This window comes from Rickettsia endosymbiont of Thecocarcelia acutangulata (assembly GCF_964263195.1).
GTDB lineage: Bacteria > Pseudomonadota > Alphaproteobacteria > Rickettsiales > Rickettsiaceae > Rickettsia > Rickettsia felis.
The window spans coordinates 1,160,164-1,175,878 of record NZ_OZ181652.1; the positions used below are offsets into that span (position 1 = coordinate 1,160,164).

Below are 15,715 nucleotides of genomic sequence, written 5' to 3' on the forward strand. Positions count from 1 at the left end.
CATGATTTAATAGCTTCAATTAACTCTTCTAGTTGTTTAGGTGACAATTCACCAATTTTTTTTGAATTTTATCACTTCTTATAGCACTAATTTTATCAACCATAATATGAGATTCTAAATTAAGACCATTCAGTTTTGTAGGAGTCGATAACAGACGAAAAGCTGGGGCATCTGTTAAATCCGTTGTTAGAGGGCAAACTGTTATACTGGAATGATTTTTATATAAGTTAGATTGAACAACAACAGCGGGACGAGGTTTACCATAATCTCTGGATATTACACAAGCAACAATATATCCTTTTTTAATTTCTATTATTTCCATTCATCTAGCCAACTTTCTTCATTGTGCTTTAACCACAAATCGGCATCAGGATTGTTTTCTTTACTAGCTAATAAGGATTGACGTCTAGCTTCTTTGGTTAGGTCTGAATTTTCTAGTTGTTTAAGATAGATACGTATTGCTTCACTAATTATTCAGCTTTTGCCACGGTGTAAATCATGAGCTGCTTTTTCAAGTTTTTTACTTAAATTTATTTCTAAACGTATACTAGTTGTAATACTTTTTATCCTTTTTAATAAATTAAAATAACTTTGCTTATAATATTTAATTGTAACACATTGCTAGTTAAATAAATTCACTTCTTAAAACGACAAAATGCTCTACTACTATCTTGATTAAGAAAATCGATAATTTGCATTACTATAGAATTATTTTTATATTTCTCGGCAACTTGTTTAATACGTTCAGCAAAATTACCTTCACCTGAGAAAATTTCTTCGATAGCCTTTAAGGCACTTAAAGAGTCTGCTTTATCAAACCCTTTTCTATTCATTCCGATTAGGTTTAAGCCCTCAAGCACCGCACGTTTACTACTTACAAGCCCGAACGGTATTACGTCTGCTCCGACCGGTGATAGCCCGCCAATCATCGAATATTCACCGATTCTAGCATATTGATGTACGGCAGACAGCCCGCCGATTATCGCATAATCACCTACCTCAATATGACCTGCTAGGCTTACGTAATTAGCAAATACTACGTTATTGCTGATTTTACAATCGTGACCTATATGAACGCCGACCATAAATAAATTATTATTTCCTACTCTTGTCACCATCCCGCCGCCTTGGCTTCCTGCTTGTACCGTAACATATTCTCTAATAGTATTATTAGAGCCGATTATTGTGTTTGATCGCTCATTAGCATATTTTAAGATTTGCGGAGGTTGACCGATTGATGCAAAAGGGTAGAGTACAGTGTTTTCACCGATTTCAGTAATACCTTCAATTACCACATGAGATTTTAGCTCTACATTATCACGAAGCACAACTTCAGGACCTATAATACAATACGGTCCAATTTTTACGTTTTTACCGAGCTTTGCCCCTTCTGCGATTAAACTAGTCGTATGTATATTAGAATTTGACACTATATCCCTTACGATTTATCTTTAATCATTGCGGTAAATTTACTTTCTGCAGCCATTTCACCTTCAACCGTAACCGTACTTGAAAATTTCCACACATTAGCTCTTTGTTGGTCAATAGTAGCATGGATATACATAGTATCCCCGGGCTGAACGATTCTCCGAAATTTTGCATTTTCGATAGCCATTAAAAACACTTCTTTATTCTTAGTAGAGCCTAACGATTTAGCAACTAATATAGCAGCAAGTTGTGCCATAGCCTCAACCATTAGAACGCCCGGCATAACAGGTCTTGCCGGAAAATGTCCTGTAAATTGTGGTTCGTTAACAGTAACGTTTTTAATACCTTTTATTGATTTGTTAAGATCAATTTCAAGTACCCTATCTACTAATAAAAATGGATAGCGATGAGGTATTAAATCCATGATTTCGGTAATATCTATGATCATTTATTTAGGTCGCTTCTTTACTAATTGTTTCACAATAATAGATTGTCTATGCCAATCCATGATAGGAACTGCAGGGCTACCGCCGACAATTTTACCTGCCTCTATATTTTGTGCTACACCGCCTTGTGCCGCTACCTGTGTCCCGTCGCCTATATTTAGGTGTCCGGCGATTCCTACTTGTCCTCCAAGAGCACAATATTTGCCGATTGTGCTACTTCCTGCTATACCTGCTTGTGCTACGATAATAGAACCTTTGCCTATTTTTACGCCATGTCCTATTTGCACTAAATTATCTATGCGGCATAAATCTTCTATAATAGTATCTTGAAGCGAACCTCTATCAATAGTAGTATTGCTACCGATTTCAACATTATTGCCGATTTTAACTATACCTATATGAAATATTTTATGATGTACGCCTTTTTCGGTAGAAAACCCAAACCCGTCCTGTCCGATTTTTGCACCTGCAAGTATTACTACCTCATCGCCTATAATTGTATAATTTATTGAAACATGTTGTTCTATTCTAGCGTTTCTGCCTATATTTACGCCTTTACCTATAAAACTTCCGGCTTCTATAATACTATTATCACCTATAATAACATCGTCTTCAATAACTACATTGTGACCTATATAACAATTTTTTCCGATAGTCGCCGAATCTGCAACAATAGCGGATTTCATTATTTTAGCAGGGTATGATTTAATAGGAGTATAGAAAAAATCTATTAATTTGCCGTAAGCAAAATATGAATTCTCGGCATGTATTAAAACAGTATTTGGATTTGCTTCTCCTGTAAAATTTTTCGGTACTATACAAGCGGCAGCTTTGGTAGTTTTTAAAAATTCGGAGTATTTAGGATTGCTTAAAAAGCTAATATCGTTTGAAGATGCTTCTTGTAGAATTTTAATATCATGAATAGCTATATCTTCATGAATCTTAGGAGGTTCTATAATGTCGTGTAAAAAATCTATAATTGCCGTTAGTTTTCGTGGTCCTAAATTTTTATAAAAATTACTATTTACCATATGAAACTTTAAGCAAATTAATCATTAGCGACAGTATATAAGTGATAGTTTTATTATGCAACAAAATTTATAGATAGAATAAAGGTATTGCTAAGTAAACAATGATATCGTCATTGCGAGGAAAAACTGTAAGTTTTGACGAAGCAAGGAAGAAAAAAAATTCTGTAAATCAGAATTTTTTTATTGTTTTTCTGGATTGCAACAATGCTTCGCTCCTCGCAATGACGATTTGACGTCTATGTGCACAATACCAATTTCTGAAATCAATAATCATATTGACTTGTTTAGAATTTTGCTTAGAATCATCTTGGAACAGCTAAGGTTGTTCTGGAGTGTAGAAACCTCTATCAACAGGCGGTAAACCACCGTTAAATTGGTTTATTCCTCGATATTTTATGGTCGGGGAGGTAGTAGTCATGTTCAGGGCTTAGAGTATAACTTTAAGCCTAAAAACTACTCAGCTGTTCTTGTTGACGGTGTTTCTAACTCCCTGATCACCAATCGGGCTTTGAATTGGCTTCTTGGTGATCAAATTTGAATTATTTAAGTTTAATCAGGAGTACAAGCCGTTATGAACACTAAAACAGCAGAAGAAAGAACAGCTATCATTGAGCCGTATCTAGATTTTATTATTAAAGACAAAGACTTATTACGTGAAATTTATCCGAATGGAATGGGTATGGTAAATATAGAGCTTATTTTAGCTAAGAAACCCTATAACACATATGCTTACTATAAATTAATCAGAAATTTATTCAAATTACCATACCGAAAAATTATACTTATAATCGATAAACAACTTTTAAAAGCATTTCTTGGCTTATTTCGTTCAATTATTCTCGGCACTTTATTATATCTAAACTTAGTTAAAATTTTTATCTATGATAAGAATGATTTTGTATTGAATACACGAGCTTTAAAAAGTAACGAAAATTACTTTTTGTCATATAAAATTAATTACTTTAAAAAACTGATTAATTGGTAGTAATTGAAAACACGTTCGATGTCATTCCCATGAGACGTTGTTGCGTGAATCGGTATGTCACTTTGTGGCTTTTGATCACGAAGCCCAGTCTTTTATTTTTCCTAGATTCCGTGAATAAATCGTGGGATAACCGAGAGAAATTAAGACTTTTCAAAAATAAATTAGTTCGCCGACTGATTAATTGCTCCTAAACTCTTAACATCTACCCCCCATTTTTCATTTTCTAAGTGAGAGATAATACAACATATTGCTTCATTTGGTAAGCATGATAAATGTAAAGAAGAAGTTTCAGAATTCGGTTGAATTTTTTTACATACTCCTGCAAGGGCAAATGGGAATGATTTCATAAAATTATCCATCGTTATTATAATAGTTTCAGGATTATTATTTTGTTTTTGTAAATAAGGTTCTAATAATTCCTTATTCACTTTTACTTTTAATTTTTTATAAAATTTTGTAATACATGCAATTTTAACAAAATTATCTAAACCATCTTCATTTAAAAAAGCTTTATTTAGAAATGAAGCTAAATTTTTTAATAATTTTTCTTGTAGTAAATTCATTGTCTCGGCAAATGCTTTGTCAGTACTTGCGTAATTTACAGCCGTATTCCCCTCATTATCAGCATGAATAATCAACTCAGGTGACATCAGCTTAATAAGCTCTTGAGAAACTCCTGTCATGCCTTTTTTGGTTGCAAGCATTAATAATGTCCTTCCGCAGTTATCAATAGCGTTAATATGGTCCTTTGACGTTAAGGGAAGAAGTTCTAAACAAACATTATCTAAATCACTCCACATAGCCCTTACTAATGCAGGCTGACCACGTATATTCTCAATCGTATTAATACCCTTAGGAGTCATTTTGGGAATAAGTTTTAAACAAGCTTTTTCTAAACCTGCATCGGCAGCTAAAATTAAGGCTGTATTACCATTCTCATAGGATTGATTAAATAAATTATTATTTTTTATTTTATCAATTAATTTTTCAACTTCTTTTTTATCTTTATCTGTTGCCTGTATTGCATATGTTAATTTTTTTAGCACAGATATCAATTCATTATATAATACCTCATCTGATTCTTCATATATTCCAAAAAATTTTTTCACACTTGTAAACATAATTTATCCTTATTAAACTTTATTATCTTATTAACTTAAAGTTAATTAACATTATAAAAATAAGTTTAGAAATGCAATAGATATTTAATCGAAGATATAAAAAAGTGGAATTTAAATAAGAAATGGTGGCCACGGTTGGAATTGAACCAACGACACAAGGATTTTCAGTCCTTTGCTCTACCGACTGAGCTACGTGGCCTTAATAATTATATGTCATTCCCACATAGGCGGGAATCTATTAAAAGATGTCACCCCGTGGCTTGACCACGGGGTCTAAAAATAATGAATTAGATACCGCGATCAAGTTGCGGTATGACAAAGTGGATTCCTGCCTATGCGGGAATGACATTTTACTCAAGTAAAGAAATATAACTTAAGCTTATAATAGATTAATCGGCTTTTGTCTATTCTTAATTAGTAATATTAGACAAAAATACTTAATTATGATATTATGAGCGTTTATTTTTATAACGGTTTTTTATGATCAAAATCGGCAATATAGAACTTTCTTCAAATGTAATTCTTGCTCCAATGTCTGATATTACGGACTTAGAATTTAGAAAATTGGTGAAAAGATTTGGTGCAGGGCTTGTAGTTTCTGAGATGATAGCAAGTCGGGCAATGGTTGTAAAATCTAGGCAGTCAATGCAAAAATGTGCTATCGTGCATGACGATCCGACAAGTGCATGCGTGCAGCTAGCCGGCTGTGAGCCGAATGTAATAGCTGAAGCTGCTAAAATGAACGAGGATATGGGGGCAAAGATTATCGATCTTAATTTTGGTTGTCCGGCAAAAAAAGTAGTAGGCGGTTATGCAGGTTCGGCTCTAATGAGAGATGAACAGCTGGCAGCTAAGATTTTTGAAGCTACCGTTAAAGCGGTGAAGATTCCGATAACGGTTAAAATGCGTATAGGTTGGGATGATAATACGAAAAACGCTCCGATTTTGGCTAAAATTGCTGAAAGCTCAGGGATTCAAATGGTTACCGTTCACGGCAGAACGAGATGCCAATTTTATTCCGGTAATGCCGATTGGGATTTTATACGATCAGTTAAAGAAGCCGTAAAAATTCCGGTTATTGCTAACGGTGACATCACTAATTTTGCCAAAGCAAAAGAAGCTCTACAAAAATCCGGTGCAGACGGTATTATGGTCGGTAGAGGAGCATACGGCAAACCTTGGCTTATTTCACAAATTGCACATTACCTTAAAACCGGTGAAGAAAAACCTGCCCCCTCTATAGCAGAGCAGCTAAATGTTGTAACCGAGCATTATAACGCAATACTTGATTATTACGGCGAATCTGTGGGCGTACCTATTGCTCGTAAGCATATTGGTTGGTATAGTAGCGGCTTACCAAGTTCAGCAGAGTTTAGAGGTGCTGTTAATTTGATGAATGACCCCGCAGAGGTAAAAGAGAAAATTGCAGTATTTTATACGAGCGTTATGAAAGAGTAAGCGTTGTTGCCTGGATACTGAGGGTCGTCATTGCGAGGAGCGAAGCTTTGCTGCAATCCAGTTAAATAATTAAAAAAATTCTGTAAATTAGAATTTTTAACTGGATTGCTTCGTCAATTATTTTGTAATTTCCTCGCAATGACGGATAAACAGGTCCACGTAACAATGCTTGAATGGGTAGTAATGAGAAATATTTTAAGTTTTATTTTTATAATATTGTTTTTTAATTTAAGTTATGCGGATGAAAAAGCAGCAATTATAACTGATTATAAACCAGTATTTTTGCCTGTAATTGCTGAGAATAAAAAAATAAAAATCGCTATTCGTTCTTATTTAAATAATGAAAAATCATATTTCGTTTTAGTAGAACCGAATTCTTTTAAAACTGAGTTATCCCTACAAGAATCGGTAATTTTACCTGCGAATAAAACAGAAAAAGAAAATCTTCTAATAAAATTAAATAAAACTCCATATATTAAAGCTTTAAATAAATATAACTCTATATACTCCTACGAAATGAAGAGTGGTTATACGAAGATCAACTTGGAAAAGAGTAATCGGTCTGTAAGCCGAGGAGCGGAGCGTATAATAAACGTTCAGCATCCGAGGACTTACAAAGACGACTTAGCCAATTTTTCAAGTTCATCGAGTATACAGCAAAATTACGGTGCTACGAGTAGCATGTATAAAGTAAAAGGGCAGTTCTTGACAATTGATATGTGTCCTTCTTCCAAAAGCTTTGAAGAAGATTTTTTTAAAAAGCTCGTAGAATTATCGAGAAAACTAAATAAACCTATTCCGATTGCTATATGTGTTTCAGGATTATGGATTAATAAGCATACAGAAGAGTTCTTATGGTTATTAAAGCAACAAGAAAACGGTTATTTACAAATAACATGGGTTAATCATTCATTTAGCCATCCTTACTTTAAAGATAAACCTCTTGAAGATAATTTCCTTCTTTCCAATAAAGATGATTTTGAAAATGAAGTATTAGAAGCAGGGAAAATATTAGTAAGTTATAATATTGCTCCGTCGCCTTTCTTTCGTTTTCCTGGATTAGTTTCTGATCAAACATTAATAGAGAAACTAAAAGATTTGGGATTTATTCCGCTTGGCAGCAATGCATGGCTTGCTAAAGGCGAAAAAGTTCAAGACGGTTCTTTTATATTGGTACACGGTAATAGTAACGAAAAAGCCGGAATAGATTTAATTATGCCTATGTTACCGGAATTAAAGTTACTTCCTATTGAAAAGGCATTTTTATTATATGACAATTGATTAGCTAGATATTAATAATTAGTAGTTATCATATTGATAATAGCTATAATAGATAATATAATAATTATACAAACTAAATAAAGTAACAATATGAAAAGCGTCAGTAGTAAAGAAGCTCAAAATCATTTTGGGGATTTAATGAATCAAGCGGTAAAATCGCCGGTAATTATAAATAAATATGGTAAACCTACGGCGGTTCTTATATCGCATGAAGAATATGAGAAATTTAATCAGCTTGAAGATATGTATTGGGAAATGCAGGCAAAAAATGCAAGTAAAAGCGGTTTTTTATCAGAGAAAGAGAGTAAGGACTTTTTAAACAAGATATTAAAGGAATAAATATGACTTTAATATTATCAAAAAGTTCACAAAAGTTTATTGAAAAGTTAGATATAAAGCAGGCAAGGCAAATAGCAATTAAGATTAAAGAATTGTATGAATTAATAAACCACCCTAAGATAGTAAGCTTTTAAAAGGTTTAACAGAACAATACTATAGAGTTGATGTAGGAGAATTTAGAATAATTTATCAAAAACATAAAATTAAAACATGTATTTTTCTTATAGGAAAAAGAAATGATGGAGAAGTTTATAAATTATTTAAAAGAAAAATTAAATAGTTCATAATTATAATGTATATAAGTCAAGATTTAATCTTACAGGCACTATAAAAATTATATCTGAATGTCTGATAAGTTATGACTGTCAGATGAGTATTCAAGATATAAGATTTCATTATTCTTTTCAACAGCTAACTTCTTACTATCCTTGAAGGTCTGCATAGGATTTTTACCATAACAATATTTCCCAGAATGAGGTCTTTCATTATTATAATGTTCTAACCAAATATCAAGGTCAAGTTGTAGATCATCAAGATCAGTATAAATCTTTTTACGCATAGCCATATCAAATAATTCTTGCTTCATAGTTTTATTAAAACGTTCACACATACCATTTGTTTGAGGAGAATATGCTTTAGTAGTGTTATGTTCAATGCCCTCAATGCTTAAGAACAATTCAAAAGCATGATGTTCTATATTTCCTTTATATTCACCACCTCTATCAGTTAGAATACGAAGCACTGGTATTTGCTGACTCTCATACCACGGCAGTACTCTATCATTAAGCATGTCAGCAGCGGTAAGAGCTGTTTTATCAGTATATAATTTAGCATCTGCGACCCTAGTATAGCTATCAATAAATACCTGAGAATATACCTTGCCTATACCTTTAAAATTACCTACATAATATGTATCTTGGCATCCTAGATAACCTGGATGCTGTGTATCAATCTCACCATGGGCTTCTTTTTCGCTACGCCGTTTCTCTAATACTTGTAACTGAGCTTCGGTAAGAACAATACCATCTTGAGCCATCTTTGCTTCTAATGCTTTAAGTCTTTTATTGATATTATTTAAATCATTACGTAGCCAAATCGATCTAACTCCTCCAGGTGATACAAGAATACCAGTCTTTTTAAGCTTATTTGATACTCTCATCTGACCATAAGCTGGGTATTCTATTGCCATATCTAATACTGCTCTCTCTACTGCTGGTTCAACTCTATTTGCTATAATTGGCTTCTTCCTGCTAATCTCATATAACGCCTCTTCTCCACCAGTTTCATATAGCTCTTTGAACCTATAATAACTGTCACTGCTGTATCCCATTGCTTTACAGGCGGACGATATACTACCAAGACTCTTAGCTAATTCTAGTAATCCTATTTTTGGCTTTATTATTTTTTGATTTAGATTCATCTCTAATCCTCCATTTAATATTTATCTTATTTTACTAAATGTAAGATTAAATCTCAATTATTGCATTTTAATAACAATAATCATTGTGAAAAAGCCGAAATTCATATCAATCTCAATTACAAAGCTAAATGCCATGGGAGCTTAATAACGATCAATCACGATTTTTTTAAAAAAAGCCCTGTTATACTTATCTTTTGCAATAAAAAGGAATGTACGATAAAATCTACTCGATGTCATCCACGCAACAATGCCCCGCGGGAATGACATAAAGGAACGAGTGGATGACCCTAGGGTCTTTTTAAAAACTACCAGATATTATAGGTATAATCAAACCATGCAAGTTATACATAAAACTTTAAAAATTCCTTCAAAAGGATATAAAAAAATCTTGAGCCTTTTAAATGAAAAAGGACAAGCAAGGCTTATAGGCGGCTGCGTACGAGATGCGTTACTAGAGAAAGATAGCTACGATATCGATATAGCTACTACTCTAGTGCCAAGTGAAGTAACAAATATTTTATCTAGAGCTAAAATAAAAACTATCCCGACCGGTTTAAAATTCGGTACGATTACGGCTATTTTAAACGAGGAAAAATTTGAGATTACAACTCTCAGAAAAGATATCGAATGTAACGGTAGGCATGCCAAAGTAGTATTTACCAATGATTTTGCCAAAGATGCCTCAAGACGAGATTTTACTATTAATGCTTTAAGCTATTGCCCCTTTAAGAACGAGATATATGATTATTTTGAAGGATTTAAGGATTTACAGCAGGAAAAAGTCGTATTTATAGGGGAAGCTCTAGATAGAATTAAAGAAGATTATTTACGAATCCTACGCTTTTTTCGGTTTTCTAGCTATTATGCGAATCAACTTGATGATGGCAGCTTCAAAGCATGTAAAGCTTTAAAAGACGACTTAAAAACTTTATCACGAGAGCGAATTAAAAGCGAAATGGATCAAATTATCGTTTCAAAAAGAGCGGCACAAATTTTAGAAGCTATGTTTGAAATAGGAATATTAGAACTAATATTCTCTATCCAAAATTATGAAATAAAATTTTTTGAGCAATCTAAAGAATTAGAATTAGCAACTAATTATGCTTTATTACTATATAATTTAAAAAATATAAATTCAAAGCTTCTTCTCGATTGGAAATTCTCAAGACAGGAAGCAATGCAAATATTATCTATAACGAACTTTCTGACTGATTCTGAAGCTAACATAAAAAAAATTTGGTTTGAAAAAAAGAACTACAAGGAATATTTATTAGCAGCCTGTATAATCGGTAAACTAGATCATTCACAAGTAAAAGAATTTATTTATAAATATGATACATTATTACGTCCGAAATTCCAAGTAAACGGTAATGATTTGTTAAATATGAATATAGAAAAAAAAGAGATAGGAGCAAAGCTAGAATATTTAAAAAATTTTTGGATAGAGCAGGATTTCAAGCCTAGTAAATTGGAGTTGTTGGAGAAGTTATGAGAGATAGTGTGTTAAACCGTCATTGCGAGGAAAAATTGAAAATTTTGACGAAGCAATCTCGTGCCAAAATCCTGAGATTGCCACGCTCCTTTCAGTCGCTCGCAATGACAATTTTATTATATCTCACCTTCTTCAGCCTTACTAGCTACGCTAAGCCTAAAATAGTTGTAAGTATTACGCCAATTGCTAGTATTGTTTCGATGCTTGTTAAAGATAAAGCCGATATAGAAAGTTTAGCTATTAGTAGCGACTGTCCTCATCATTATAATATAAAACCTAGTGATTTAGTAAAAGTCAAAAATGCCGATATAGCTATTTATATTAATGAACAATTTGACGGTTTTGCCGAGAAATTAATTGATAATCATAGCAAAAACATTATTAAAATTAGTGATATTAAATCTTTAACCACTATAAAAGATAATTGGCATATTTGGCTTGATCTTGATAATGTAAGAATTTTACTACAGGGATTTGCACGAATATTTAGTAAAAATTTTCCTGAGCTACAAGAAGATATTAATAATAACCTTTCAGCAGCACTTAAAGAATTAAACAAGCTACAAGAAATTAAAAATAATGAATTTGCAACGATAAAAGACGTAATTTTATTAAGTGACAGTAGCGAGTATTTTTTTGTTAATACTAATATTAAAACTTCAAAATTATATAGTGAAAGCCAAAAAAGCCTACGATATATACGCAAGCTAGAAGATTTAATTAAAGAGTCTAATAACAAATGTCTTGTGTTAAGTAGCGAACAAAATTCACGATTATACGACAAATTAAATGCTAAACTAATAATATTAAATAGCGAAAACTGGAATGTGAAAAACATCAATTCAAGCACTTTTCAGAACCAATATTTACAAATGATTAATCAAGTTAAAAAATGCTTATATTAAATAACGAAGAAGAGACAAAAAAGCTTGCAAAACTTTTAGCACAAAGCTTAAAGCCAAATGATATAGTTTTACTTAACGGTGACCTAGGATCCGGTAAAACATTTTTTTGCCGTGAAATTATTAAACATTTTTGCGGTGAAAATACAAACATTATAAGCCCGACTTTTAACTTACTACAAACATATATAGTCAATTCAACCTCCTTTGCATACAAGGAGCGAGGAGCGAAGCCTATAACTAATAGGAGAGAGACGAACAACGCAGTAGGCGAGGGGGGATCAATTGACTATAAAGCATCTAACTTTACTATCTATCACTATGACCTGTATCGTCTAAAATCATCTGAGGAAATCTACGAGCTTGGATTTGAAGAGGCATTAAACGGCAATTTAATTTTAATAGAATGGTCTAAATTTATTAAGCATTTACTTACCCCGCCTTTAATCGAGGTAAATCTAGAAGTATTAGACGAAAATAAACGTTTGTGTAGTATTACAACAAATCATAAAGAAAATTCGGCATTGCTAACTAAAGAGAGATAATAATAAAAAGCTCGATGTCATCCCATGATTTATTCACGGAATCCAGTTAAAAATATCAATATTATGTGCAATAATTGAGATTTAATCTTACATTTAGTAAAATAAGATAAATATTAAATGGAGGATTAGAGATGAATCTAAATCAAAAAATAATAAAGCCAAAAATAGGATTACTAGAATTAGCTAAGAGTCTTGGTAGTATATCGTCCGCCTGTAAAGCAATGGGATACAGCAGTGACAGTTATTATAGGTTCAAAGAGCTATATGAAACTGGTGGAGAAGAGGCGTTATATGAGATTAGCAGGAAGAAGCCAATTATAGCAAATAGAGTTGAACCAGCAGTAGAGAGAGCAGTATTAGATATGGCAATAGAATACCCAGCTTATGGTCAGATGAGAGTATCAAATAAGCTTAAAAAGACTGGTATTCTTGTATCACCTGGAGGAGTTAGATCGATTTGGCTACGTAATGATTTAAATAATATCAATAAAAGACTTAAAGCATTAGAAGCAAAGATGGCTCAAGATGGTATTGTTCTTACCGAAGCTCAGTTACAAGTATTAGAGAAACGGCGTAGCGAAAAAGAAGCCCATGGTGAGATTGATACACAGCATCCAGGTTATCTAGGATGCCAAGATACATATTATGTAGGTAATTTTAAAGGTATAGGCAAGGTATATTCTCAGGTATTTATTGATAGCTATACTAGGGTCGCAGATGCTAAATTATATACTGATAAAACAGCTCTTACCGCTGCTGACATGCTTAATGATAGAGTACTGCCGTGGTATGAGAGTCAGCAAATACCAGTGCTTCGTATTCTAACTGATAGAGGTGGTGAATATAAAGGAAATATAGAACATCATGCTTTTGAATTGTTCTTAAGCATTGAGGGTATTGAACATACCACTACTAAAGCATATTCTCCTCAAACAAATGGTATGTGTGAACGTTTTAATAAAACTATGAAGCAAGAATTATTTGATATGGCTATGCGTAAAAAGATTTATACTGATCTTGATGATCTACAACTTGACCTTGATATTTGGTTAGAACATTATAATAATGAAAGACCTCATTCTGGGAAATATTGTTATGGTAAAAATCCTATGCAGACCTTCAAGGATAGTAAGAAGTTAGCTGTTGAAAAGAATAATGAAATCTTATATCTTGAATACTCATCTGACAGTCATAACTTATCAAACATTCAGATATAATTTTTATAGTGCCTGTAAGATTAAATCTTGACTTCTATACATTATTTAGATCAATGATTTTCTTACCATCTACATTAGTTATTATTCCTGAAAAATCATTGCCAGATAAATTAATATGACTAACTACCTCATTTGTTTTTAGTGATCCAAGAATCATCTCTAAATCTGTAATAGCTAATTTATTATCTGATAAATTTATATATTTTAGATATTGATGTGTTTTTAAGACATTTGCTAAACTGTTAACTGTTTTACTGCCAATACCATCATTTCCACCTAAATCCAAGTGCACTAATGAGACATTTTCCTCCAATGCACTCGCTATCCTCTCACCTATATCATCATCTATTTCCATCCATCTCTGGCATCATGATATCAAGTAGTACTACATCTATATTCTTGGCGGCTAATATTTCCAAGGCTTGCTTGCCACTCGTTGCTGTTAATACCCCATAATACTCACTTAATAGTCTAGCCTCCAATAACTCTATATTCTGCTGTGTATCATCGACTACCAAGATAGTTGCTGTCATCTATTATTACCCCTAATTTAAGAATTATTATTTTCTGTTCTCTTTAAAGTTAAGTATATGCCATTTAACAGATCTAACAAGATCAGCATTGAAATTGCTATTCATATTATGTACTCTTGCTATATTTCTTCAGGCCACAATCTCATGATTTGAGACCTCATCGTCTATCCCTTCAAGGTCCATCTCCTCTTTTAAGGCTTCCATACTACAGCTACTAAATACATCAAGGCTATTTTGCTCGGCTTGCCATTTTAAGCTAGCTTGTTCAAAACTGACAATACATCCTTTAATTTCTTCTAATGTATAATTTTCTGCTTTCTGTAAAAAGTTATCTATATCGTTTTTTAATGTCGGATTCTGTTCACTAAATGCATCTAAAAATTTCTTGATACCGATTAATAATTCTTCTTTTTCATATCTTACATTATCGTCCTCAAAACCTTCATCATCAGAATCTAGAGCTTGAACTATAGGTGTATTAACTGCATCCTCGTTGTTTGCTATATCCTCTTCTTCAAAGCCTTCATCTATTAAATCTACAGGTTGATTAGCTGCTTGTTCTTTATTTAAATTATCAAGCAAGTTATCACATAATTTTTGAATTAATTCGTTATTCTCCTGCACATATTTACGTCCTATTTCTTCTAATCTTTCAATATTTTTAGGACTTGCATCATCTAAGCTTTCGGTTTCTTTCGTAATAGGTAATCCTATTTCAAAAAATTCATCTTCTCCGGATAAATCATTTTTAACCTCAATAGTGGAAGAATTTTCCATATTGTTCATAAGCCTGCTTACTAATTTTCCTTTCACAAGCCAACCTATTACCCCGTCAAAGCCGATTTTAGGTATGGAACTCGTAGGTTCGATGTCATTACTGAAATTGAATGCACAAACCATAGTATTGTCTAATATCTCTTTCTGTTCTGCACGACTGAGAGTTTTCTCTTCGCGTATATGACTTTGTTCTTTATGTATATAGCCTTTTTTAAGCAACTTTAAAACCTCGTTTGCCGGTCTGTTAGCGTCTAATCCCCCATCTGCATATGCGTAAGGAGTGCCGGAAGCATATTCATGTCCTTGCACAGCATTTTTATCCATAACGGGCTTAAAATAAGTAGGGGCGGCTGTTGTCGCAAGTAATACGTCTTTTACTCTAACATGAGAACTATAGCAGTGAAAACTGTCAAAAATTTCTAATTCTCCACCGTTATTAGTTAAATCATTTACCGGAATAACAAGGCGAGAAGTAGGGCTATCCATCCTATTATCACCTAAATATTTTTCTAATAATTCTTTGAAAGGTTTTTGACTATTTAACCGAACCTAAGAAAGTATCAGGAAATATATCACTGCTACTTTCCTTAAATATCTCAAGGGCTGCTCTAGCACTATATTTTGCTTCTTTTGAACCTGGTTCTTTCGGAATTGTTAATAATGCGGCGATAAGACCACCGACACTAGTACCCGCAATAATAGGGAATAATTCTGATATAGATTTACCTGTATATAAGTCA

General features: G+C 32.8%; 15 protein-coding genes, 1 tRNA gene and 5 pseudogenes. 10 read left to right on the plus strand and 11 right to left on the minus strand.

Features of this window, described 5'->3' with window-relative positions:
• Positions 1-28 precede the first annotated feature (28 nt).
• From ACE38Q_RS06315 to lpxD, 5 genes and pseudogenes are all read right to left on the minus strand, one after another.
• Positions 29-322: a type II toxin-antitoxin system PemK/MazF family toxin gene (locus ACE38Q_RS06315; RefSeq protein ID WP_500190572.1), complete on the minus strand. Its 294-nt coding sequence runs from the start codon at positions 320-322 to the stop codon at positions 29-31.
• A pseudogene (locus tag ACE38Q_RS06320) lies at positions 313-567 on the minus strand (CopG family ribbon-helix-helix protein). The gene ACE38Q_RS06315 and the pseudogene ACE38Q_RS06320 overlap by 10 nt, the downstream one beginning before the upstream one ends.
• A gap of 68 nt (positions 568-635) precedes the next feature.
• Positions 636-1,430, minus strand: a complete 795-nt coding sequence (lpxA, locus tag ACE38Q_RS06325) for an acyl-ACP--UDP-N-acetylglucosamine O-acyltransferase (protein WP_500190573.1) — start codon at positions 1,428-1,430, stop codon at positions 636-638.
• An 8-nt stretch (positions 1,431-1,438) separates the two neighbouring features.
• Positions 1,439-1,876 carry a 3-hydroxyacyl-ACP dehydratase FabZ gene (gene fabZ, locus ACE38Q_RS06330; protein WP_011270364.1) on the minus strand — a complete coding sequence of 146 codons (438 nt, stop codon included), beginning with the start codon at positions 1,874-1,876 and terminating at the stop codon, positions 1,439-1,441.
• Complete coding sequence (gene lpxD / locus ACE38Q_RS06335; RefSeq protein ID WP_500190575.1) at positions 1,877-2,905, minus strand: UDP-3-O-(3-hydroxymyristoyl)glucosamine N-acyltransferase; 1,029 nt, start codon at positions 2,903-2,905, stop codon at positions 1,877-1,879.
• A 571-nt stretch (positions 2,906-3,476) separates the two neighbouring features.
• Between lpxD and ACE38Q_RS06340 the strand changes: the two genes are divergently transcribed.
• Positions 3,477-3,890: a hypothetical protein gene (locus ACE38Q_RS06340; RefSeq protein WP_500190577.1), complete on the plus strand. Its 414-nt coding sequence runs from the start codon at positions 3,477-3,479 to the stop codon at positions 3,888-3,890.
• 161 nt (positions 3,891-4,051) lie between these two features.
• On the opposite strand, the gene ACE38Q_RS06345 is transcribed toward ACE38Q_RS06340, so the two are convergent.
• Both ACE38Q_RS06345 and ACE38Q_RS06350 read right to left on the minus strand, forming a co-directional pair.
• Positions 4,052-5,011, minus strand: a complete 960-nt coding sequence (locus ACE38Q_RS06345; protein WP_500190579.1) for an ankyrin repeat domain-containing protein — start codon at positions 5,009-5,011, stop codon at positions 4,052-4,054.
• A 123-nt stretch (positions 5,012-5,134) separates the two neighbouring features.
• Positions 5,135-5,210, minus strand: a tRNA-Phe gene (locus ACE38Q_RS06350).
• A 281-nt stretch (positions 5,211-5,491) separates the two neighbouring features.
• Here ACE38Q_RS06350 and dusB point away from each other — a divergent pair.
• The 5 genes and pseudogenes from dusB to ACE38Q_RS06375 all read left to right on the plus strand — a co-directional run bounded on the left by dusB (position 5,492) and on the right by ACE38Q_RS06375 (position 8,223).
• Positions 5,492-6,469 carry a tRNA dihydrouridine synthase DusB gene (gene dusB / locus ACE38Q_RS06355; protein ID WP_500190581.1) on the plus strand — a complete coding sequence of 326 codons (978 nt, stop codon included), beginning with the start codon at positions 5,492-5,494 and terminating at the stop codon, positions 6,467-6,469.
• Between the two features lie 183 nt (positions 6,470-6,652).
• Positions 6,653-7,750: a palindromic element RPE5 domain-containing protein gene (locus ACE38Q_RS06360; RefSeq protein WP_500191361.1), complete on the plus strand. Its 1,098-nt coding sequence runs from the start codon at positions 6,653-6,655 to the stop codon at positions 7,748-7,750.
• A 138-nt stretch (positions 7,751-7,888) separates the two neighbouring features.
• A pseudogene (locus ACE38Q_RS06365) lies at positions 7,889-7,969 on the plus strand (type II toxin-antitoxin system prevent-host-death family antitoxin); the annotation flags it as partial.
• Positions 7,970-7,993: 24 nt separating this feature from the next.
• Positions 7,994-8,080: pseudogene (locus ACE38Q_RS06370) on the plus strand (type II toxin-antitoxin system Phd/YefM family antitoxin); the annotation flags it as partial.
• Between the two features lie 11 nt (positions 8,081-8,091).
• Positions 8,092-8,223, plus strand: coding sequence for a hypothetical protein (locus tag ACE38Q_RS06375; protein WP_500190583.1), 132 nt, complete (start codon positions 8,092-8,094; stop codon positions 8,221-8,223).
• A gap of 200 nt (positions 8,224-8,423) precedes the next feature.
• On the opposite strand, the gene ACE38Q_RS06380 is transcribed toward ACE38Q_RS06375, so the two are convergent.
• Positions 8,424-9,509 (minus strand): IS481 family transposase, encoded by a 1,086-nt coding sequence (locus tag ACE38Q_RS06380; protein ID WP_500190586.1) that lies wholly within the window; start codon positions 9,507-9,509, stop codon positions 8,424-8,426.
• 334 nt (positions 9,510-9,843) lie between these two features.
• On the opposite strand from ACE38Q_RS06380, the gene ACE38Q_RS06385 reads away from it, so the two are divergent.
• From ACE38Q_RS06385 to ACE38Q_RS06400, 4 genes are all read left to right on the plus strand, one after another.
• A complete protein-coding gene (locus ACE38Q_RS06385) occupies positions 9,844-11,001 on the plus strand; it encodes a CCA tRNA nucleotidyltransferase (protein WP_500190588.1) in 1,158 nt (385 codons plus the stop codon).
• A complete protein-coding gene (locus tag ACE38Q_RS06390) occupies positions 10,998-11,906 on the plus strand; it encodes a metal ABC transporter solute-binding protein, Zn/Mn family (RefSeq protein ID WP_500190590.1) in 909 nt (302 codons plus the stop codon). Before ACE38Q_RS06385 ends, ACE38Q_RS06390 begins: the two co-directional genes overlap by 4 nt.
• Complete coding sequence (locus ACE38Q_RS06395; protein WP_500190592.1) at positions 11,894-12,448, plus strand: tRNA (adenosine(37)-N6)-threonylcarbamoyltransferase complex ATPase subunit type 1 TsaE; 555 nt, start codon at positions 11,894-11,896, stop codon at positions 12,446-12,448. The genes ACE38Q_RS06390 and ACE38Q_RS06395 overlap by 13 nt, the downstream gene beginning before the upstream one ends.
• A gap of 131 nt (positions 12,449-12,579) precedes the next feature.
• Positions 12,580-13,665: an IS481 family transposase gene (locus tag ACE38Q_RS06400; protein ID WP_500190594.1), complete on the plus strand. Its 1,086-nt coding sequence runs from the start codon at positions 12,580-12,582 to the stop codon at positions 13,663-13,665.
• A gap of 34 nt (positions 13,666-13,699) precedes the next feature.
• Here ACE38Q_RS06400 and ACE38Q_RS06405 read toward each other — a convergent pair whose 3' ends face one another.
• From ACE38Q_RS06405 to ACE38Q_RS06415, 3 genes and pseudogenes are all read right to left on the minus strand, one after another.
• A complete protein-coding gene (locus ACE38Q_RS06405; protein ID WP_500190596.1) occupies positions 13,700-14,020 on the minus strand; it encodes a hypothetical protein in 321 nt (106 codons plus the stop codon).
• Positions 14,016-14,198 (minus strand): annotated as a pseudogene (locus ACE38Q_RS06410) (response regulator); the annotation flags it as partial. The pseudogene ACE38Q_RS06410 and the gene ACE38Q_RS06405, both read right to left, overlap by 5 nt.
• 129 nt (positions 14,199-14,327) lie before the next feature.
• Positions 14,328-15,708, minus strand: a pseudogene (locus ACE38Q_RS06415) (patatin-like phospholipase family protein); the annotation flags it as partial.
• Between the last annotated feature and the right edge of the window lie 7 nt (positions 15,709-15,715).

Bases quoted from the DNA above. Each gene is read 5' to 3' on its own strand.
- ACE38Q_RS06340 (WP_500190577.1), top strand. From the start codon at position 3,477: ATGAACACTAAAACAGCAGAAGAAAGAACAGCTATCATTGAGCCGTAT.
- fabZ (WP_011270364.1), bottom strand. From the start codon at position 1,876: ATGATCATAGATATTACCGAAATCATGGATTTAATACCTCATCGCTAT.
- lpxD (WP_500190575.1), bottom strand. From the start codon at position 2,905: ATGGTAAATAGTAATTTTTATAAAAATTTAGGACCACGAAAACTAACG.
- ACE38Q_RS06345 (WP_500190579.1), bottom strand. From the start codon at position 5,011: ATGTTTACAAGTGTGAAAAAATTTTTTGGAATATATGAAGAATCAGAT.
- ACE38Q_RS06400 (WP_500190594.1), top strand. From the start codon at position 12,580: ATGAATCTAAATCAAAAAATAATAAAGCCAAAAATAGGATTACTAGAA.
- ACE38Q_RS06390 (WP_500190590.1), top strand. From the start codon at position 10,998: ATGAGAGATAGTGTGTTAAACCGTCATTGCGAGGAAAAATTGAAAATT.
- ACE38Q_RS06315 (WP_500190572.1), bottom strand. From the start codon at position 322: ATGGAAATAATAGAAATTAAAAAAGGATATATTGTTGCTTGTGTAATA.
- ACE38Q_RS06360 (WP_500191361.1), top strand. From the start codon at position 6,653: ATGAGAAATATTTTAAGTTTTATTTTTATAATATTGTTTTTTAATTTA.
- ACE38Q_RS06375 (WP_500190583.1), top strand. From the start codon at position 8,092: ATGACTTTAATATTATCAAAAAGTTCACAAAAGTTTATTGAAAAGTTA.
- dusB (WP_500190581.1), top strand. From the start codon at position 5,492: ATGATCAAAATCGGCAATATAGAACTTTCTTCAAATGTAATTCTTGCT.
- ACE38Q_RS06405 (WP_500190596.1), bottom strand. From the start codon at position 14,020: ATGGAAATAGATGATGATATAGGTGAGAGGATAGCGAGTGCATTGGAG.
- ACE38Q_RS06395 (WP_500190592.1), top strand. From the start codon at position 11,894: ATGCTTATATTAAATAACGAAGAAGAGACAAAAAAGCTTGCAAAACTT.
- ACE38Q_RS06385 (WP_500190588.1), top strand. From the start codon at position 9,844: ATGCAAGTTATACATAAAACTTTAAAAATTCCTTCAAAAGGATATAAA.
- ACE38Q_RS06380 (WP_500190586.1), bottom strand. From the start codon at position 9,509: ATGAATCTAAATCAAAAAATAATAAAGCCAAAAATAGGATTACTAGAA.